Here is a 19547-nt window from a genome sequence, read left to right as displayed (position 1 = left end):
AATCCAAATCACAGTTCCTCCAAATGAATGCGCCTGACGCCTTCGACGCGATCGTACTTGGCGCAGGCGCCGCGGGCATGATGTGCGCAGCGACAGCAGGAGCGCGTGGACTGCGCGTGCTGTTGATCGACCATGCTCCGGAGCCGGGGCGCAAGATCCTCATTTCAGGCGGCGGACGGTGCAACTTCACCAACCTGCACACTGCGCCGGATCGCTACCTGTCAGCCAACGCGCACTTTGCGAAGTCGGCGCTGCGCCGCTATACGCCGCACGACTTCCTCGCGCTGGTCGAACGGTACGGCATAGCCTGGCACGAGAAGACACTCGGCCAATTGTTCTGCGACGGCTCGGCGCGACAGATCGTTGCCATGCTCTCCGAAGAGTGCACGGCCGCGAGCGTGACAATGCTGCTCGGCAGCCCGGTCAGCGCCATCGATCATGCGGATGGCCTCTATCGCGTGACGGTCGATGGGCGGACCTGGTCCGCCCCTTCCATGGTCCTCGCAACGGGCGGCCCGTCGATTCCGAAGCTCGGCGCCACGGGTTTCGCCTACGATGTCGCGCGTCAGTTCGGGCTTTCCGTGGTACAGCCGCGCCCTGCACTCGTCCCTTTGACGCTCGGCGCCGAGGACGCCCTGTTCCAGAGCTTGTCAGGAGTGTCGGCCCAGGTCGAAGTCAGCTGCAACAAGACAAGCTTCCGGGAGGCCGCGCTGTTCACGCACCGGGGCCTGTCAGGACCAGCCATGCTGCAGATTTCTTCCTATTGGCAGCATCGGACTGCGATAGCCGTCAACTTCCTGCCTGACGTCGAGGCGGAGTGGCTGCTCAACCAGAAGCGTTTGCAGCCACGCACGACTCTGCGCCGTGCGCTGACCTCCGCGCTACCGGTGCGGCTTGCCGAAGTGCTGACAGATCGGATGGCGGAAGAGGCGCGGTCCCTTGGTGCAGAGTTGGGCAACGTTTCTGACAAGTCACTGCGCGCAGCGCAGGCGCATCTCACTGCCTGGACATTCACTCCTAACGGGACCGAAGGCTTCGCAAAGGCCGAGGTTACCGCCGGCGGCGTTGCAACGCGGGATCTGTCCTCGCAGACCATGATGGCAACGCGCGTACCGGGCCTCTACGTCATCGGAGAGGCTGTTGATGTTACCGGCTGGCTGGGGGGCTACAACTTCCAATGGGCCTGGGCGAGCGGGTGGGCCGCGGGTCAGGCCCTTACCAAGGCCTGATCATCCAGCCCTCGGGGGTGAAGCGGGACCGAGCCACACACGAGGCTCAACATCAACCCGCGCGGCGGCAAAGGAACCGGAGCTTTTCCAACCAAGTGGAAAAGCTCCAGGCCTGCTCGCTCCGTTACTCATCGGCCCCGCCTATGGGCAGGGCCGGCGCTTCCTGACCGCTGCGCTTGCCCTCTCCAGCGGCGGCGTCGCCTGCCACGATGTGCAGGGTCCGCGTCGGGAATGCGATGCCCACATCCAGCTCTTCCAATCTGGCAAAGATCGTCAGCATCAGGTCCTGCCGGATCACCAGGCTCTCGTCATAGTCAGCCGCCTCCATGTAGGAGAAGACTTCGATGTTCAGCGAGCTGTCTCCGAAAGTGGTGAACCGCGCACGCGCACCGGGCTCGACGATTCGCGGATGATCGTGCAGCACCTTCTCGATGGTCTCGACCGCCTGCAGCAGCCGGGCCGAGCCGATCCCGTATTCCACACCGATCACGGGATTGAAGAGGAATTGATCACGTTTCGCGTAGTTCTCGATCTGGCGCGATGAGAAATCGCCGTTGGGTATCGTCACAACCGTGCGCTCAAGGGTGCGGATACGGGTCGAGCGTATGCCGATGTCCTCAACGGTTCCGACCACATCCCCAACCTTGCAGAAGTCACCCACCTGAACTGGCTTGTCTGCGATCAGGGTGACACTGCCGACGAGGTTCTCGACAGTCTTCTGCGCCCCGAGCGCCAGCGCGATACCACCGATACCCAGTGCCGCGACACCCGTTGTCACGTCGATGCCAAAAGTATCCAGGATTGCCACCGCAGCAACGAAGAGCAGGAGTATCTTCGCCGCACGCCGCAACAGGTCCAGGACAGACACCGCTTGCCGTCGCTCCTGCCCCTCCATGCGGCTGATCATCAGCTTCGCCACCGCATCGATGAGTCGAGCAAGGAACCACGCCAGTGCCACCCAGGCGAAGATACCGACGTAACGCAGCAGAAGCTGGCGCGCCACGATCGAGACGGGGAAGGTGCGCGCCCAGAGCTGGAATACGATCGTCGAGAACAGAAGACTGAGCGGCGGCATTGCAGCCTGTGCGAACCGGTATACCGGGCTCTGCTCCCGCTCCCGGATAACCCGTCCCACGATCGCCAGAATGACCGCGTTGATCAGGTGGAAGCCGAAGAAAACCAGCACCGCGATGCCCAGCAGCTTCATCCAGTCGAGCAAGGATGCGCCGGCAATCTCCGTACCGTTCTCCCCGTCTGGCGTGATCTCGGGGCGCATGGAGCGTACAGCGGCCGACGTCTTGCGCGAAATACGCCAGACTTCCGCTCCGTCGTCGTTGATGCTGCGGGTCAGCAGAATGGGAGTCTGCTCGGCATTGCCCAGCTCGCCCACGCGCTCACGCGAAGGGTCGAGACCGTCCTCGAGAACACCGGTTGGCTCGTTGGACAGCGCACCGAAGGGTTGGAGCGCTCCGCCTGCGTCCAGCACCGCCTGCAATTGCCGCGCAAGCTGCTCGCCACGCGCTTTTGCCTCGAAGTAATTCGCAGCTCTTGCATAGTCGCGCTCGGCCATGGCCGCGAGCAGCCCTGAAACCGTACCTCTGGGAGTTTCCCGCCCATAGGAATCCGCAGGTACCGCTTCCTCGGTCTCCTCCGCTCCGTCCGAAGAGGCTGGCACCAGCTGGGCGAACGCCGGCGGAGCCAGCAGGATCATCAGCAGTGCCGCCCACCAGCGACATGCAGAACGTGTCATCAAAGAAAAACTCCTGGAATCGGATCACCTCAGTTCGCCTGCTTGCTGCGAACCGCCAAGCCGGGCTCTCATCTTCGGCCATTGTCCGGCAGGGAGCATGGCGCATGAAATGCCCCTAGGGGCGAGCGCCGCCGACCATGGCGCGGGTTGCCGGTGCTTTTCAACCGTCAAAAGGCAAAAACCTCCGCAGAATGTGCATGGGAACGAAGGCGGTGCTTGATCGTGCGGGTGCTGGAAGGCATCCCCTTCAACAACAAAGGGGATCCAGATGCGCAACGCCATTTCAGCTGCTCTTTCACTCGCTCTCGCCACACCGGCCTTGGCACAACCTGGTGCACTCGCCTCGGCGCAGACAGCAGAAGCGGCGGACACGCTCGTTTACGTCCACGCCGGGACCCTGCTGACCGAACCGGGCAAGCCACCGCGCGGTCCCAGCACCATTGTCGTCCGCAATGAGAAGATCGCTGAAGTGCGCGACGGGTTCGCAACGCCTCCGCCGGGCGCTCAGGTCGTAGGCCTCCGCGACAAGTTCGTGCTGCCCGGCCTGATCGACATGCACGTTCACCTCTGGGGCATCGGAGGCGACCCGCTCAAGGACCGGCTGACAGCCATGAACCGCGACGAGGCGGATGATATGATGCATGCTGTGGCGAACGCACGCACAACGCTCGACGCGGGCTTCACCACCGTGCGCGATCTGGGCGGCAACGCCCGGGGCATGCGCGCCCTGCGCGAGGCGGTGGAGCGTGGTGACATCGACGGGCCGACGATCGTGAACGCCGGTAACCCCATCTCCGTCTCGGGCGGTCATGGCGATCCCACCAACGGCATTGCCGAACAGTTCGCCGATGCGATCCACCAGCACACGATCAACACCTGCGACGGTCCAGATGAATGCCGCCGTGCAGTGCGGCAGCAAGTCGCGCTGGGAGCACAGGTGATCAAGTACATGTCGACCGGTGGCGTGCTTTCAAACGTCTCTGGAGGGCTTGGCCGCGCGATGACCGACGCGGAGATGAGCGCGATCATCGACACAGCCCATGGATTAGGCCGCAAGGTCGCCACGCATAGCCACGCTGCAGCCGGCACCAAAGCAGCCATCGCGGCAGGCGTGGATACTGTCGACCACGGCTCCTTCCTCGACGACGAGGCGATCAAGCTGTTCAAGGCAAACGGCACATGGCTGGTGCCGACGATGATGGCTCCGCGCGCGGCTGTTGAGCAGGCACGCGCCGGCATGCTTCCTCCCGCCGTCATCCCCAAGGCTGAAGAAGCTGCAGCAGCCGCTTTCGCCAGCCACCAAAAGGCGATCGCCGCCGGGGTGAAGGTCGCGTTCGGCACCGATAGCGGTGTGTCGCGGCACGCGGAAAATGCAAAGGAGTTCGCCCTGCTGACATCCGCGGGCATGTCGGCCGCAGAAGCGCTCAAGACCGCTACCGTCAATGCAGCGGCAGCCTTGGGCCGCTCGGCCTCGATCGGAACGATCACACCGGGCAAGGACGCAGACATCATTGCACTCAGCGGCTCACCGCTGGAGGACATTACCCGGCTGCAGAACGTGAACTTTGTGATGCGCCGCGGCCTCGTTCACAAAGCCGCGCAATAAGGAAAGTGCGCAGGTTATCTTGAGCTCTGCCCCCCGGACCGTTTTCACCCAAGCGAAGACGGTCCGGCCCTATTCTTGTTTGCCATTCGTCCGCTCGCAGCGCCCGATTCTCCAGGCACTCCAGCAACTAGCTTCGCCTCCAAGGCAAGAGCGTCGCTGTCACCGCCATAAAGGTCTTGCGCGACCCGTTGCCCGCCGGTAAACGCGCCGCTCGCCCATGGTCTAACCTAGGCGCGCCGCTTTAGCTCAGTTGGTAGAGCATCGCATTCGTAATGCGGGGGTCACAGGTTCGAGTCCTGTAAGCGGCACCACTCCAGTAGATGCACGATACCATAGACAACCGCGCATGCGACGGTCGGCGGTTTTCGTCTGTCCTTCTGCATCGCGCGCTGCGTCTCGTTTGGTGACAGCAACTCCGTACTATTCCTGAGGCAGCACACACGCCGACCCGTCTGCCCTGCAGCTATAATGATCACGGGCGTGCTGCGTGCAGTGCGCCGTCATTGGTCTTGGAGAGTATCGGACGCGCACAATGGAGGCTCTCGGCAAGCGGCAGGCGCGCCCCCTGAAGCGATGGGGCAATCATATCCATTTTGCGCTCGTCGCGCTGGCGCCTGCGATCGTGTTTCTACCCGACGAGAGCCGCATGCTCGTCCTGCCGCTTGCTCCTTCCAGCGCTCGCGCGTCGACTGCCTGGCTGCGTGAGAGCGGGGCCAAGCTGGTTGGACCGGGACCCGTTGCCGGGTCTTTCCTGATCGATGCCGCAGACGGTGCCCCTTGGCTCCCGGCGATCAGGAATGGCGCCATCCTGATCCGCGCCAGCTGGGCAGGCTGCGGCGCAGCCACACAACAATTGAGGTGAGTGCAGTGGATCTGAACTTTCTTCGGCTTACGGCCATACGCGTGCTGTCCACCGTGGGCGTCGCCCTGGCCGCGATCACCGTCGCAGGCGCCTTCATCATCGCTCCGAGCGGCGCAACCCTGGCCGCCCTGCTGGCGATAGGTCTCGCAATATTCCCTGCCCTGGCCGCCGGAAGCGGAAGAACCGATCCTGCGGCGCGCCTCTCGGCCGCTGCCAGCGTGGCGACGCTCCCGGCCCTGATGCTTTTCGTATTTCAGGGTACGGCGTGGCAGTTGGACCTGCACATGGTGTTCTTCGCCGTCCTGGCGATGGTGGTTATTCTATGCGACTGGCGGGCGATTGCGCTCGGAACCGCCATCATTGCAGTTCATCACCTGATCCTGGGGATGGCGGTGCCAAGCTGGGTCTTCCCAGGAGACAGTTCCTTCACGCGTATTCTGCTTCACGCGGTTATTCTGCTTGCCGAGGCTGCCACCCTTATCTGGGTTGCGCAAAAAGTGGTCGCTCTGCTCACCGCGCTTGAAAAAGGCGAACAGCAGCGGACTGCGGCTCAGGCCGAACTGGACGCAGAACGCGAGCGCCAGGCGCAGGAACTCACAACGGTTATCGAGAACCTGGAGACGAGTCTCATGCAGCTCGCGAAGGGCGATCTCTCCCGCGACGTTCAGGACGTATTCCCCGCGCGCTACGCCAGTCTCCGGAGCAACTTCAACGCGGCGCTTTCATCGTTGCGCCTGCTAATCCGCCGGCTGGGAGACAAGGCCGCCGCAATCGACGGCGGCTCGCGGGAGATTGCCCAGGCTTCCGAGGACCTCGCTCGCCGCACGGAAGCCAATGCCGCAACACTGGAACAGACATCGACCGCCATCGCGCAAATGGATGACAGGCTGCGTAGCGGTGTCGCCGCGGCTGAACAGACGCTTGAGCGCGCGGAACGGACCTTGGAGACTGTTGCTGCCGGCCGATCAACGGCGGACGACACCGTTCGGGCGATGGCAGGCGTCTCCGAAAGCGCAAAGGGTATCGACGATGTGATCGAGGGGCTGGACAAGATCGCTTTCCAGACCCGCGTCCTGGCCATGAATGCCGCAGTCGAGGCCGGCAGGGCAGGCGAGGCCGGACGCGGCTTTGCCGTGGTCGCGGACCTCGTCTCGGCCTTGGCCATGCGCGCCGAAGAGGAGGCAGGACGAGCCCGCACGCAGCTAACGACGGCTCAGACGGACATCGCGATTGCTGTCGAGATGGTGCGCAAGGTTGACGGGGCTCTTGGAGCCATCGTGTCGGATGTGGACGAGGTGAACAGCCTGGTTCGTCACATGGCCGCCGATCACAAGGCACAGGCGGCGACCATTGGCGAGGTCAGAACCGCGATCGTCGCCATGGATCAGGCCACGCAGCAGAACGCGGCGATGGTCGAACAAACGTCCGCCGCCGCGCGAAACCTCAGTTCTGAAGTCGCGGATCTCGCTGCGCACGCCGCGGAGTTCGTTGTCGAAGGAGAGAGTAGCGCGGTGTCTCGCCTTCCCGTTGCCATCAGCAAGCACCGTCTCGCTGCTCTTGCCCCCCGACCAGCGGCCTCGTCAGCTGGAGAGTGGATGGCATTCTGAGTGCATTGTCTCACCAATTCGGAATCAATGATTTAGCCCGGCGCACGCGGCCGGGAAACATCCATCTAGAATAGGACGTGGTCGTCGAAGCGTGGCGAAGCAATCAGCCACCCGGCAAGAGGAAATCAGGTAAATGTCCAACACGGAGATCAGCTCGCGTTTGTCCTTCATGGCATTCGGAGCTGAGCAGCGACGGCGCGTGGCTGCTCTCAAGCCGCAGATCAGCGCCCTGATCGGCGGTGCGCTCGAACGCTTTTACAGTCAGGCCCGGGCTACGCCCGTGACCGCCGCCTTCTTCCGCGACGGTGCCCACATGCAGAAAGCCAAGGCTGCGCAGCAGGCGCACTGGCTTCATATCGCCGACGGAGAGTTCGACGACGAATTCTACCAGAGCGTTCGCCGCATCGGCTCGGTACACGCACGGATTGGCCTTGAACCCCGCTGGTATATTGGCGCCTACGCCCTCGTGCTCGAAGACCTGCTCAGAGGTCTGGCGCGCAAGCAGACGCTAATGGGACGCGTGCGTGCGTTTTTCGGGCGCTCAGACGCGCAGGAAGTCAGCATCGCGATCATGAAGGCGGCTTTGCTCGACATGGACCTGTCGGTCTCCATCTACTTCGAGCAGGCGCAGGCGGATCGGACCCTTGCTGTCGAGAAGCTGACGGGCGCGCTGGAGAGCCTCGCGAAAGGGGACATGTCGGCTGATCTTGCCGGACTGCCCGAGGCATTTGCCGCGCTGGAGCACAACTACAACAGCGCAGTGGCCAACCTGCGGGAGTTGATCGGATCGGTGATCGAAAGCACAGATCAGATACGCGCCGGGTCAGGCGAAATCGCGATTGCATCGGAGGATCTGGCGCGACGCACAGAGAGCAACGCCGCCAGCCTGGAAGAAACGGCAGCGTCAATCACCATGATGGACCAGCGTCTTATGGCGACCGCCGAGGCCGCAGCAAAGACGGTGCAAACGGCCGACGGAGCGATTGCCACGGTCTCCGGGGGGCGTTCGGTCGCGGACCTTGCCGTTCAGGCGATGAGCCGCGTATCGGAAAGCGCAAAGGGGATCGACGGCGTCATCGAAGGGCTCGACAAAATCGCGTTCCAGACTCGCGTTCTGGCCATGAATGCAGCCGTCGAAGCCGGGCGGGCTGGTGATGCCGGACGCGGATTTGCCGTCGTGGCGGACCTTGTCTCTGCTCTGGCCATGCGTGCAGAGGAAGAGGCCCAGCGGGCTCGCAGCCAGTTGACGGTCACCCAGACCGACATCGTCACCGCCGTGGAAGCCGTTCAGAAGGTGGACGGCGCACTGGCTGAAATCTCGGGCGGAGTGGGTCAGGTGCACGAACTGCTCGCCACCATGGCGGCAGACAACCAGGCACAGTCGTCGGCCATCAACCAAATATCTGCAGCGATCAGCTCGATGGACAAATCGACGCAACAAAATGCCGCAATGGTCGAGGAAACCTCTGCCGCGGCACGCAATCTGACCAACGAGGTACAGCTTCTGTCCCAACAGGCGACCCGATTCCAGGTCAGGGACAGCAAGCGCGCGCACCTGTCAGCCGTCGGACAGAGCAAGGCCGCGCAATCGCCTCTGAAGATGATCGCCTGAAGTGCCCGGTGGCTTCGGACCGCAGCGGCCGAAGCCACCTCCTTGCCCGTCCTAAGGCCACCCGACAGAAGCCTTGAGACTCCAGTAGCCTAAGAAATCCATGCGCTGACCGCCTCGAGCAGCGGCAGAAAGCCGCTCACCGTGTCGCGCAGTTCATCAAACGCGCTCCGGAAGAGCCCTCCTTAGTCCAGCACCGCCCTCGCCGCCTCGGCATGAGGACCGTTGGCAAGCAGCGCGCGCTGTGTTTCGGCAGACACGCGATTGATCGCCTCCTGCGGCTTGGGAGCGGGGTGCACGGGCCGCCGCAGGGGCCGGGTTCCCGGAGCCATCGCGACGATCTCGGCAATGGCGCGCGGCACGTCGGCGGGATCGGGTCTGGCCGTCGCCGCAGCAGAGGCGCGGCCTGCACCCGGTGCAGGAGTCATGCTGGCGACCATCGCGGGATAGCCTGCCGTATGCCTTTCTTCTGCACGGGCGAGCAGCGCAGCGTTGTAGCGAGCGCGGTTCTCCCCCACGTCCGTTGGATAACCACCCGGCTGGATGATGACCACCTCGATACCGTGAGGGGCGAGTTCGTAAGCCAGTTGCTCACTCATCGACTCCACCGCGAATTTCGTGGCCGAGTAGAGCCCCATGCCGGGCATGATGATCCGGCCCTGCTGAGACGAGACATTGACGATCAAGCCTGACTTATTGCGGCGCATACCGGGCAGAACTGCCCGCGCCATGCGCTGGTAACCGAAGACGTTGGTATCGAACGCCAGTTGCGCCGCCAGCAAGTCCTGCACTTCGACTGGTCCGGAGATGACGATTCCGGCGTTGTTCACCAGCACGTCCAGCGGACCGCCGAGCCTGCGCTCTACCTCCGCGACCGTCGCCGCAGCCTGCGCGTCTGACAGGACATCCAGCGGCAGCACGGTGAGGTCCAGTTTCTCGTCGCGCGCAATCTGCTCCAGCTCGGCTCCTTCAGGCCGAGGCAGATTGCGCATCGTGGCGAACACCCTGGCGCCTCGACGGGCATACATCAGCGCGCCAAGGCGGCCGAAACCAGACGACGTGCCGGTGATCAGGATGCTCTTGCCTGCAAGGTCGGGAGAGGAACCCGTTACGGCTGCCGCGGTCGCGGGGACCGATGCCATGGACACCGCGAGCGTGGCTCCGGTGCCAGCCAAGATCTGACGACGGTTCAATGTGGTCATACCGAACTCCCATGACGCGCCAGTGCGGCACCGCCTTCTCCGATAGACTGTCAAAGTGCGATCCGCTTGGCACGCGCGTTTAGATCAAGTCGAGCCATCTACCCCCGAATACCGCGACCTTGTACCCGTTCCGCCGACCTCCTTCTCCAGTGAGCTCGCCGCCTTCGCCTAAACGCTGCAGTCTAGGTCCAGCCGCTGCGCGAGTTGGGAATCGCACTGCGGAAGAGGCTATCGGGCGCCTCCCAATCCATCCGCACCCGCCGATGAGCAATCAGCCACTCCTCGCCGGACTTGCGGAACCGGTCGAGATAATAGCCGGAATGATCCGGGCCGATGTCTGTCCAGGCGACCCAGTAGGTCCGCGCTTCGGCATTGTCCGCGTCCTTGAGGTCGATCCGGCAGGTCGAGAGGTGGTGCCGCACGAACGTAGCTCCGTGGGTGGCGCCTTCGCCCGCCAGCCAGCGCTCCTGCCACTGTCGGATCGCGGCCTTGCCCTCATAGCGAAATGCCCGGTCCGCCGGTACATGCTCGCTTTCGATTACAGCATCTTCGGTGAAGCAGGACACGAACTCATCCACCCGCAAGCGGTCGCCGGACGTTGTGTACTTCGCCATGACGTGGCGGATCGCTTCACGCGCGAGCAGGTCCTCTACGGTCATGACATGACCAAACCGGCATCGACATTGATCGACTGACCGGTAACCGTGCGCGCCTCGTCAGACGCGAGGAACAACGCCATGCGGGCAACGTCCTCTGGCGTGGAGAAGGTCTTGAGCGGCAAGGGCGCGACGATGCTCGCCTCTATTTCTTCCACGCTCTTGCCCTGCTCTTCCGCCACGCGTTTCATGTAGTTGATCATCAGATCCGTCCCGATCGCGCCGGGGACAACGCAATTGCAGCGGATGCCGTACTCCCCCACCTCGCGGGCGATTGTCTTGGTGAGGATGCGCAGGGCTCCTTTGGCGGCAGAATAGTGGCTTTTGCGGACCATTCCGTCCCACCCGGCACTGGACGAGAAGTTCACGATCGAACCTGTGCGGCGCTCCATCATCGAGCGGTTAAGCACCTCGCGCGTGCACAGCATCGCTGCCATGCAATCGACTTTGTAGGTATCGAGGAAGTTGTCGACCGTCTGCTCCCAGATGAACTTGTCGGTGCCCGGCACGGCAGCGTTGTTCATCATGATATCGACCTGACCCCAACGGGTCATTGCCGCATCTACCATGGCTGCCACGTCTTCTTCACTGGTGACGTCCGCACGCACTGCGACTGCATCTGGCCCGATTGCGGCGGCGGCCTGCTCGACAAGTTCCAGTCGTCGTGCCGCCAGTACGAGCCGCGCGCCTTCCTGTGCCATCATCTTCGCCATCACTGGGCCGAGCCCGGTACTGGCGCCGGTGATGATCACCACCTTGCCTTCGAAGCGCCTGTTTCCTGCCATGCTCATATGCCCGTCACCTTTCGCATGGTCGCATGACTTTCAGGGCTGCCATCGAGAGCGCGATTGAAACGCTCGACAATTCGCCAGCCCTCGCCGGTTCGCCGAAAGGTCCAGTGATTGACCGCAGCACGCCAGAGGAACCAGCGATCTTCCTCTTTAAGAATGACGACGGAGTAGCCCACCGCCTCAGCTTCATCCCCCTTGACGCTGATCTTCGGAGTACCCGTGAGATGCGCACAGCCGGTCTTCACCAGCTCAAGATGGCCTTCCCAGTGATACATTCCGGCGATCTCGTCTGGAGCCGAAAGGCGCTTCGTGCCTCCATCCGGAAGGGTGAAGCTGTACCCGCCGCCTTCCACCCAGAGCTCCCCCGCCGCCTCTGCCGTGGCGCTGTCGACGAGCGGCCCGTAGGTGTTCAGGAGATTGAGGATCTCCAAGTGGTCTTCCGCCTTGCGGCAGCGCGCCTCCAAAGCGGCAAGCCGCGCCTCAACTGAGCCTTCGGGCATTGTTCCCCCAACCTTTTTTGCATCCTGAACAGCAGTTCAGCGCAAGGTGCGCAGCGAGGCAAGTTCCCGTCTGGGGGCAGACCTACCAGTCAAACCAGCGGCGCCGGTTCGTCGCCACGTGGGTGCTGTGCTCGCCCGCCGTGTTGGTATGAAGGTGTGTCTCTGGGGCGGCTGTCGCGACTGTAGCGGAGACCGCTTCGGCCGCTGCCTCGGCCCTGGCGGCGCGCAGTTCAGCCTCATGCACGCGGCGTTCCGCATCGCGCGTCGCCAGTTCGCCCTCCCGGGCAGTGCGGATCGAGTAATAGTGCCACCACATCTGGCTGTGCGCGAAGGCAAGTGCGAGACCGCCGATGATCGCGAGGTTCTTGAGCGCGGCCACAGCCTGGTTGGGATCGGTGAACCTGTTGTGAAAAAACAGGATCGTGGCTGCCGTGAAGAGGGCCAGGATTATCGCCACGAGGCGAACGGCAAAGCCGGCCGCAAGACACAGCCCACCGATCAATTCCAACAGCGCGACTGGTACGGCAAGTCCGTCGGGCAACCCGACGGAGGTGATCATCGTATTGGTCCCATTGATGTCCAGGAGCTTGCTGATGCCGCTAGCAATGAACAGGATACCGATCAGCACGCGGCCGATAATGGCGGCGATCTTAGACATGCCCGCCTCTTCCTTCCTTGGAAAGCCAGCCAAAGAAGCATCAGCAGGAGGGATTGTTCCCGAAGGCTCAGGCGGGAACCAGGGCCCAGGGCATATGGGCGTTGCCGGCCTTGGCGGCCTCTGCCAGCGTCGCGCCGTCCAGAACCTCCATGAACGCAGCCAGCGCACGAGCCAGCAACGAACTGGTGCCACAGTCCGCACGAAGGGCACAGCCGCTGCAATCGGCAATGCGCATTCCGCTCTCCAGCGTGCGGACGACCTGCCCCACTGTCACGTCCTCGGCAGGCCGCGCGAGCGAAACGCCGCCACTGCGCCCACGATGACTGACGATGAAGCCTTCACGCCCAAGCTTCTGCGCGACCTTGGCGACGTGATGATAGGAAAGCCCTTGCTCGGCCGCGAACTGCGTGAGTGCCACTGGTTCGCCCCCTGCCCGCGCAAGCACGATCAGGAGCCGCAAGCCGTAGTCGGTGTGCTGCGTCAACTGCATACAGGCAATATGAATTCCCGCCTTGCATAAAACAAGCAAACATAATACCGGTATATTAAGTACCACAATAAAGGAGATGAGCCATGCGCACCTGCAGCCCCGAATCGATAGCCATCGTCAAGTCGACGGCACCCGCGATCGAGCAGCATGGCGTTGCCATCACCACCGCCATGTACCGGCGCCTGTTCCAGGATCCCGAGGTAAAGGCGATGTTCGATCAGGCCGCGCAGGAGAGCGGAGAACAGCCCAAGCGCCTGGCCGCCGCGATACTCGCGTACTCCAAGAACATCGACAAATTGCAGAACCTGGGCCCTGCAGTGAACCGCATGGTCGCGCGCCACGTAGAGACCGGCGTGAAGGCCGAACACTATCCGCTCGTCGCCGAAGCACTGCTACCGGCCGTGCGGGAAGTCCTGGGCGAAGAGGTCGCCACGGACGAAGTGCTGGCCGCCTGGGGTGAGGCATACTGGATGCTCGCGGACATCCTCATCGCCGCGGAACGCGAAGAATACGAAAAGCGCGCCGCCTAGGGCACGCCTGAACCGCTTCTGCCAGTGCAGGAGCGGTTTACAGCCTGGGTAGAGTTACCCCCTGCTGGCCCATGTACTTGCCGGCTCGATCAGCATAGCTGACTTCGCACGGCTCGTTGCCTTGCAGGAACAGGAACTGGCAAGCGCCCTCGTTGGCGTAGATCTTGGCCGGCAAGGGCGTTGTGTTGGAGAATTCCAGCGTTACGTGCCCTTCCCAGCCGGGTTCCAGTGGCGTGACATTCACAATGATGCCGCAGCGGGCATATGTCGACTTACCCAGGCAGATCACGAGGACATCGCGCGGCACGCGGAAGTACTCGACCGTGCGGGCCAGCGCGAAGGAGTTCGGCGGAATGACGCAGACGTCCGTCTTGCGATCAACGAACGAGTTCGAGGCAAAGTCTTTCGGATCGACCACAGCCGAGTCGACGTTGGTGAATATCTTGAACTCGTCGGCCACTCGAGCGTCATAGCCGTAGGACGAGAGCCCGTAGGAGATGCAGCCGTCCCGCCGCTGCGCTTCGACGAACGGCTCGATCATGCGGGTGCCGAGCGCCTGCTCGCGAATCCACTTGTCACTCAGAATTGCCATGGCGGGCGGGATTCCCGATGAAATCCTTCGGGGCAAGCATGTTGCGATTGTTGTCCACCGCTCTGGCTGCGCCTCTTTTGAACCCGGCTAACCTGCGACAGCGTGGCGGGTCTCGGCCTGCGAGGCGGAAGGCAAGTGATGACCCGCATCTGCGCCTCCAGCAGTCACGAGCATGGCGCTCGCCCCTGTCTCCTTGCACAAAGCTTTAAGATTACGTCTTGGCCGCGTTTTTTGCGGCTGGAGATTTCCTTCGGGGCACGTCCGCTCAGTCTCTGACGTGAGTTCATGTACCCTTATTCCATGCTTAACCCCGCGCTGTTATCGCCATCGCATGAAGGCACGCACCCGCATCCTGGTCATCTTCGGCACTCGCCCTGAAGCCATCAAGCTCTTCCCCGTGGTCCACGCTCTTCAAGCGGATGACCGGTTTGAATGCGTCGTGTGTGTCTCGGCCCAGCACCGACAGATGCTCGATCAGGTGCTTACCATCACCGGAATCAAGCCGGATCATGATCTCAACGTGATGCAACCGGACCAGACGCTCGACGCGCTGACTGCGAACCTGCTGACCGGCCTGGGCAAAGTGATGGACGAGGTAAAACCCGACCGGATCATCGTTCAGGGCGACACGGCAACGGCCATGGCAGGCGCTCTGGCAGCTTACTACCGCAAGGTTCCCGTGGATCATGTGGAAGCGGGGCTGCGCAGCTACAACATCTATCACCCCTGGCCAGAGGAGGTGAACCGCAAGATCATCGGCGCCATGGCCAGCCTGCACTTCGCCCCCACTCAGACGGCGGCCGCTGCCCTGCTGAAGGAAAATGCGCCCCCCGCGCGGGTACACGTGACTGGAAACACGGTTATCGATGCGCTGCACTGGGTGACAGCGCGCATCGAGGCCGAACCGTCGCTGGCGAGCGGTCTGGCAGAACTGGAGCAGCGCTTCGTCGGGAAGCGGATCATCGGCGTCACCAGTCACAGGCGCGAGAACTTCGGCGGCGGCATGGAGGGAATTGCCCAAGCGATTCGCGAAATCGCGCTGCGCCCCGATGTCGCTGTCATCTTCCCCGTTCATCTCAATCCCAACGTGCGGAAGGTCATGAACGAAAGCCTTGGCGGCTTGGAAAACGTCGCCCTCATCGAACCGCTCGATTATCCCCACTTCGCACGGCTGCTGAATATCGCTGAGATCATGCTGACAGACAGCGGAGGGGTGCAGGAGGAAGCACCCGCCTTGGGCAAGCCGGTGCTCGTGATGCGCGAGACGACCGAGCGGCCCGAAGGGGTAGAAGCCGGCACCGCAAAGCTGGTCGGGACCGATGCCGCCGCCATCGTTACCGAAATTTCAACCCTGCTCGACGATACCGAGGCCTACGAGGCCATGGCCCGCGCCCACAACCCGTTCGGGGATGGACGCAGCTCGGCCCGCATCGTGGAGCTGCTCGCCAATGAAATCGGACACGAAGCCTGACGTCTGTGTTGTCGGCCTTGGATACATCGGACTTCCCACTGCGGCGGTAATCGCCCGCTCAGGTTGCAAGGTGCGCGGCCTCGACGTTTCGCAGCGCGTCGTCGACACCATCAACCGTGGCGAGATCCACATCGAGGAAGTCGACCTCGACGGACTGGTGCAAGGCGTCGTCGCGCGCGGGCTGCTCTCCGCCTCCACGACAGTTGCGCCTGCGGACGTTTTCGTGATCGCGGTGCCCACGCCCTTCGACAAGGACCACGCGCCGGACATCTCCTATGTCCTGTCAGCCGGCGAGGCCATCGCCCCGGTGCTCAAGAGCGGGGACGTCGTGATCCTTGAGTCCACGTCTCCCGTGGGCACCACCGAACACCTCCGCGATCTGATTGCCGCGCGCCGGGCTGACCTTAGAGTACCTGGTCTCACGCGCGAGACGCCGGACATCGCCATTGCCTACTGCCCGGAACGCGTTCTGCCGGGCCGAATTCTTGAAGAGCTGACGAATAACGACCGTTCGATCGGCGGGATCACCCCTCGCTGTGCCCGCAAGGCCTTGGCCTTCTACAAGCGCTTCGTGCGGGGCGAGTGTGTCACTACCGATGCGCGCTCAGCCGAGATGACGAAGCTGGTCGAAAACGCCTACCGCGACGTGAATATCGCCTTCGCCAATGAGCTGTCGATCGTGTCCGACCGCATGGGACTCGACGTCTGGGAGGTCATTCGGCTCGCCAACCGCCACCCCCGCGTCAACATCCTCTCGCCCGGACCAGGAGTGGGCGGCCACTGTATCGCAGTCGACCCATGGTTCATCGTCCACGGCGCGCCCGAGGAAACGCCGCTCATCCGCACCGCACGCGGAGTGAACGACGGCAAGATGCACCACGTCATCCAGAAGGCGGACGAACTCGTCGCAGCAAATCCAGGCACAAAAGTCGCGTGTCTTGGGCTGGCCTTCAAAGCGAACATCGATGACTTTCGCGAAAGCCCTGCCCGCTTCGTCACCGCGCGTCTCGCCCGCAAGTACGGCGAGCGCATCCACATCGTTGAGCCGTATGCGAGCGAACTGCCTCTCGAATTCACAGACACCGGAGCCGTCCAGATTGACGTGGATGAGGCGCTGGAGACCTGCGACATACTCATCGTGCTGGTCGACCACGACGTGTTCCGCGTGGTGCCGCTTGCGGAACGTGCGAATAAGCTCGTCTATGACACGCGCGGCATCTGGCCGGACCAGCCCCGCGTCGTGTTTGAAGAGCCGCAGGTAGTACGCTTGGCCAGCTGAGGCAGCCCCTCAGATCCCGGCGTACCAGGCGTAGCCGCTGCTATCCTCCCAATAGCCGCCCTTGCCGCCGTAGAGCCCCGCCAGCGTATCCCGCGCCTCGATCCGCATCACGAATTTGGCATGCTTGTAGCCAAGCTGTCGCTCGACCCTGAGCCGCAGCGGGGCGCCGTGCGCCTCGTCCAGCGGCCGACCATTCATTCGCCAGGCAAGGATCGTCTGCGGATGGTGGGCATCCATCATATCGATCGACTCGTAATACGGCGCTCCGCCCAGCACGTCCGCGCAGTGAAACACGATGTACTTCGTGGCCGGGCTGACTTGCGCAAGTTCAAGCACCTGCGAGAGCTGCGGCCCTTGCCACTGCCCGATCGCGCTCCAGCCTTCGACGCAGTCGTGCCGGGTGATCTGCGCCCGTTGCGGCATCGCCTTCAGCGCGGAAAGGGGCAGGTCCAGGGGGCGGGCTACCAGCCCGTCTACCCGCAAGGCCCAGTCCTCGAAGCCTTGCGCAAGGTGGCGCTTGTAGTCCTCTCCGGCGCCCTCCCTGCTGCCGTTGGCGCGGAACACAGGCGACAGATCCGATACTGCAAATTCGCGTGCCAAGGCCTGCCCGCCGAGCGCGCGCTGCGTAACGCGATGAAGATCCTCGGCACTCTCGAGCACGCTACGAAATCGAGGTTGCTCGTAGAGCTTGTCGCAGCCGGTGAGCAACAGCCCGCCCCCTAGCGCCCCGGTGCGGATAAGCGCGCGCCGAGACAGGATAAGCCGCGTCATCGATCCCTCCTCGCACCCGGCAGCCGGTACTTGCCGGTCACCATGGATCGCGTCTCGTTCCATGGCCCCGCAAGCAGCACCATCGTTACGTGGATGAGGAAGAATACGGTCAGGCCCAAGGCGCAGATGAAGTGGACCGAGCGTGCCGATTGCCGCCCGCCGAACAGCTGCGTCACAACGGGAGCCCAAGAGTCGGTCGCAGGTGACATCCCCAATCCGGTGAAGATCATCAGCGGGAGCAGCACGAAGAGCACCAGCGCGTAAGAAAGCTTCTGCAAGAAGCTGTAACGCAACGCCGCTTTGCCCGTCGGAAAACGCAGGCGTGCGTGATCGCTCACGTCGCGCCAGACATGCCCCGGCCGCCACTCTGTGCCTGAAATGTGAAGGTCGCGGCGCAGATGCCCGTTGAGCAGCGACCAAGCCAGATAGAGCAGGAGCGCGATCGCCAGGATCCAAGCAAAAGCGAGATGCCATGTCCGTCCGTCGGCAAGGCTGTAGCGCGACGGAATGGTCGCCCATCCCGGGAAGGCACGATAGCGCTCCACCCCGTCAGCATCGGTCCAGACTCCGAGCACCCCGGTCGTCGGCACCTGGACCGAACCGACCCTCAGGAAACCCTCTCCGCCACGTTGGCCGATCTCAAGCCAGGCGTAGTCGAAATTCGCGCCGTACTCGCCCCAATAGAGCCGCGGGTGTGCGTTGAAGATCATCAGCCCGCTCATCAGCAGGACCAGGAGAGTGACAGCGTTTACCCAATGCCAGATTCGCGTGGAGAGGCGGTGCCGGCGGACAAGATCGCCCTCGTCTGGTCCGGCACCGGTCTCCGACAGAGTCACTTGCGCGCAAGCCCCTCGTTGCCGCCTTCCATGCGCACCCGCAGCGTGTTCTGTACGTAGGCGGTCGCGACATACTGGCCGACCATCATGGGGAACTCGATAAGCTGCTCCTCGTCCCATGTCTGTGCGAGAGTGTTCCAGGTGGCGTCCGATAGCGCCTTGTTGTCCAGCAGTTCCTCGACGCCGGCGACAATGGCCCGCTCATGCTCGCTCCAGCCCGCCGCCTTGGAACCCTGTCGGGCGCGTTCGATCTCTTCGGCGCTGACCCCCACCCGCTTGGCAATTGCGACGTGCTGGCCCCATTCGTAGGGCGCGCCGCAAAGCCAGCCGACGCGCAAGATAGCCAGTTCCCGTTCCCGCGCGGGAATAGCGCCCTGGAACAGCACCGTGCCCAGCTCCATCTGGCAGCGAAACACGCGCGGATGACGGATCATCGTACGCATGTACTCCGGGACGATTGTGGCGGGACCGGCCCCGGCAGCGGCGCGGATTTCGTTGATCAGGTCTACTGAAGCCGGGTCCAGCGCGTCCGGCGCAACCGGTTCTATCCGTGGCGCGTCACCGATGACGTGTCGTTCACGCTCGGCAATGTCCCAGTCCACCTTCATGCTCTCTCCCTTATCTGTCCGGCTTATTGGCCCGACCCTACTGTCCGATCATATGAACCGCCACTTCGCGACGATGCGGCCTGCGACGATGCTCGGCAAGGTAGATGCCCTGCCATGTACCCAGCCTCATGCGACCGTTCGCCACGGGTATCTGTAGATTCACGCCGGTGAGCGTAGCTCGCAGATGCGCGGGCATGTCGTCCGGGCCTTCGTCATCGTGGCGATAGTGATCGCCCTCAGGCGCGATGTGCTCGAACCAGGCGAGCAGGTCCGCGCGCACCGCGCGCGCAGCATTTTCCTGGATCAGCAACGAGGCGGACGTGTGGCGGCATAGAAGCGTGAGAAGGCCATCCGTCATCCCGGCCTGTTCAACCCAATCCGACACGTCGCTGGTGATCTCGGTCAGTCCACGTCCGAGTGTATCGAAGGAGAGGGTCGAGCTAGCTTGCCGCATGTCCATCTTCTGGCGCTTGTCGTGCTCCGTGGCAACCAAGGCTTCC

20 protein-coding genes and 1 tRNA gene are annotated in these 19547 nt (G+C 63.1%); 9 read left to right on the top strand and 12 right to left on the bottom strand.

All coding sequences use genetic code 11. From position 1 onward, the window contains the following. Positions 1–23 precede the first annotated feature (23 nt). On the top strand, positions 24–1229 hold the full coding sequence (locus ABUH87_RS07455; protein ID WP_367772197.1) for a BaiN/RdsA family NAD(P)/FAD-dependent oxidoreductase: 1206 nt from the start codon (positions 24–26) through the stop codon (positions 1227–1229). 124 nt (positions 1230–1353) lie between these two features. Here ABUH87_RS07455 and ABUH87_RS07450 read toward each other — a convergent pair whose 3' ends face one another. Continuing rightward, the gene (locus tag ABUH87_RS07450) at positions 1354–2979 is read right to left on the bottom strand and encodes a mechanosensitive ion channel family protein (protein WP_367771955.1); all 1626 of its coding nucleotides are present in this window, start codon (positions 2977–2979) and stop codon (positions 1354–1356) included. 268 nt (positions 2980–3247) lie between these two features. On the opposite strand from ABUH87_RS07450, the gene ABUH87_RS07445 reads away from it, so the two are divergent. From ABUH87_RS07445 to ABUH87_RS07425, 5 genes are all read left to right on the top strand, one after another. Further along, positions 3248–4585: an amidohydrolase family protein gene (locus ABUH87_RS07445; protein ID WP_367771953.1), complete on the top strand. Its 1338-nt coding sequence runs from the start codon at positions 3248–3250 to the stop codon at positions 4583–4585. 235 nt (positions 4586–4820) lie between these two features. Beyond that, positions 4821–4896, top strand: a tRNA-Thr gene (locus tag ABUH87_RS07440). 176 nt (positions 4897–5072) lie between these two features. Then, a complete protein-coding gene (locus ABUH87_RS07435; RefSeq protein WP_367771951.1) occupies positions 5073–5447 on the top strand; it encodes a hypothetical protein in 375 nt (124 codons plus the stop codon). A 5-nt stretch (positions 5448–5452) separates the two neighbouring features. Beyond that, the gene (locus ABUH87_RS07430; protein ID WP_367771949.1) at positions 5453–7054 is read left to right on the top strand and encodes a methyl-accepting chemotaxis protein; all 1602 of its coding nucleotides are present in this window, start codon (positions 5453–5455) and stop codon (positions 7052–7054) included. A 133-nt stretch (positions 7055–7187) separates the two neighbouring features. Next, on the top strand, positions 7188–8666 hold the full coding sequence (locus ABUH87_RS07425; protein ID WP_367771947.1) for a methyl-accepting chemotaxis protein: 1479 nt from the start codon (positions 7188–7190) through the stop codon (positions 8664–8666). Positions 8667–8848: 182 nt separating this feature from the next. Here ABUH87_RS07425 and ABUH87_RS07420 read toward each other — a convergent pair whose 3' ends face one another. The 6 genes from ABUH87_RS07420 to ABUH87_RS07395 all read right to left on the bottom strand — a co-directional run bounded on the left by ABUH87_RS07420 (position 8849) and on the right by ABUH87_RS07395 (position 12960). Next, positions 8849–9865, bottom strand: a complete 1017-nt coding sequence (locus ABUH87_RS07420; protein ID WP_367771945.1) for an SDR family oxidoreductase — start codon at positions 9863–9865, stop codon at positions 8849–8851. A gap of 182 nt (positions 9866–10047) precedes the next feature. Then, a complete protein-coding gene (locus ABUH87_RS07415; protein ID WP_367771943.1) occupies positions 10048–10524 on the bottom strand; it encodes a nuclear transport factor 2 family protein in 477 nt (158 codons plus the stop codon). After that, the gene (locus ABUH87_RS07410; RefSeq protein ID WP_367771941.1) at positions 10521–11306 is read right to left on the bottom strand and encodes an SDR family NAD(P)-dependent oxidoreductase; all 786 of its coding nucleotides are present in this window, start codon (positions 11304–11306) and stop codon (positions 10521–10523) included. The genes ABUH87_RS07415 and ABUH87_RS07410 overlap by 4 nt, the downstream gene beginning before the upstream one ends. A 2-nt stretch (positions 11307–11308) precedes the next feature. Further along, positions 11309–11812: a nuclear transport factor 2 family protein gene (locus ABUH87_RS07405; protein ID WP_367771939.1), complete on the bottom strand. Its 504-nt coding sequence runs from the start codon at positions 11810–11812 to the stop codon at positions 11309–11311. 82 nt (positions 11813–11894) lie between these two features. Then, positions 11895–12470, bottom strand: coding sequence for a DoxX family protein (locus ABUH87_RS07400; RefSeq protein WP_367771937.1), 576 nt, complete (start codon positions 12468–12470; stop codon positions 11895–11897). Between the two features lie 67 nt (positions 12471–12537). Further along, complete coding sequence (locus tag ABUH87_RS07395) at positions 12538–12960, bottom strand: RrF2 family transcriptional regulator (protein ID WP_367771935.1); 423 nt, start codon at positions 12958–12960, stop codon at positions 12538–12540. Between the two features lie 83 nt (positions 12961–13043). Here ABUH87_RS07395 and ABUH87_RS07390 point away from each other — a divergent pair, with 83 nt between their 5' ends. Beyond that, positions 13044–13490, top strand: coding sequence for a globin domain-containing protein (locus ABUH87_RS07390; protein WP_367771933.1), 447 nt, complete (start codon positions 13044–13046; stop codon positions 13488–13490). Positions 13491–13527: 37 nt separating this feature from the next. Here ABUH87_RS07390 and dcd read toward each other — a convergent pair whose 3' ends face one another. Continuing rightward, complete coding sequence (gene dcd / locus ABUH87_RS07385; RefSeq protein WP_367771931.1) at positions 13528–14082, bottom strand: dCTP deaminase; 555 nt, start codon at positions 14080–14082, stop codon at positions 13528–13530. Positions 14083–14413: 331 nt separating this feature from the next. On the opposite strand from dcd, the gene wecB reads away from it, so the two are divergent. Continuing rightward, positions 14414–15553, top strand: a complete 1140-nt coding sequence (wecB, locus tag ABUH87_RS07380) for a non-hydrolyzing UDP-N-acetylglucosamine 2-epimerase (RefSeq protein WP_367771929.1) — start codon at positions 14414–14416, stop codon at positions 15551–15553. Then, entirely contained in the window at positions 15531–16832 is a 1302-nt protein-coding gene (wecC, locus tag ABUH87_RS07375) for a UDP-N-acetyl-D-mannosamine dehydrogenase (protein ID WP_367771927.1), read from the top strand. Before wecB ends, wecC begins: the two co-directional genes overlap by 23 nt. A 9-nt stretch (positions 16833–16841) precedes the next feature. Here the strand turns inward: wecC and ABUH87_RS07370 are convergent, their stop codons facing one another. The 4 genes from ABUH87_RS07370 to ABUH87_RS07355 are packed head-to-tail and all read right to left on the bottom strand — an operon-like array spanning position 16842 to position 19501. Further along, positions 16842–17603, bottom strand: a complete 762-nt coding sequence (locus ABUH87_RS07370; protein WP_367771925.1) for a molybdopterin-dependent oxidoreductase — start codon at positions 17601–17603, stop codon at positions 16842–16844. After that, entirely contained in the window at positions 17600–18433 is an 834-nt protein-coding gene (locus ABUH87_RS07365; RefSeq protein WP_367772195.1) for a cytochrome b/b6 domain-containing protein, read from the bottom strand. Before ABUH87_RS07365 ends, ABUH87_RS07370 begins: the two co-directional genes overlap by 4 nt. 2 nt (positions 18434–18435) lie before the next feature. After that, the gene (locus ABUH87_RS07360) at positions 18436–19047 is read right to left on the bottom strand and encodes a carboxymuconolactone decarboxylase family protein (RefSeq protein WP_367771923.1); all 612 of its coding nucleotides are present in this window, start codon (positions 19045–19047) and stop codon (positions 18436–18438) included. 37 nt (positions 19048–19084) lie between these two features. Continuing rightward, a complete protein-coding gene (locus ABUH87_RS07355; RefSeq protein WP_367772193.1) occupies positions 19085–19501 on the bottom strand; it encodes a secondary thiamine-phosphate synthase enzyme YjbQ in 417 nt (138 codons plus the stop codon). Between the last annotated feature and the right edge of the window lie 46 nt (positions 19502–19547).

This window comes from Novosphingobium rhizovicinum (assembly GCF_040813635.1).
Classification (GTDB): domain Bacteria; phylum Pseudomonadota; class Alphaproteobacteria; order Sphingomonadales; family Sphingomonadaceae; genus Novosphingobium; species Novosphingobium rhizovicinum.
This window is presented reverse-complemented; position numbering and strand designations above follow the sequence as displayed.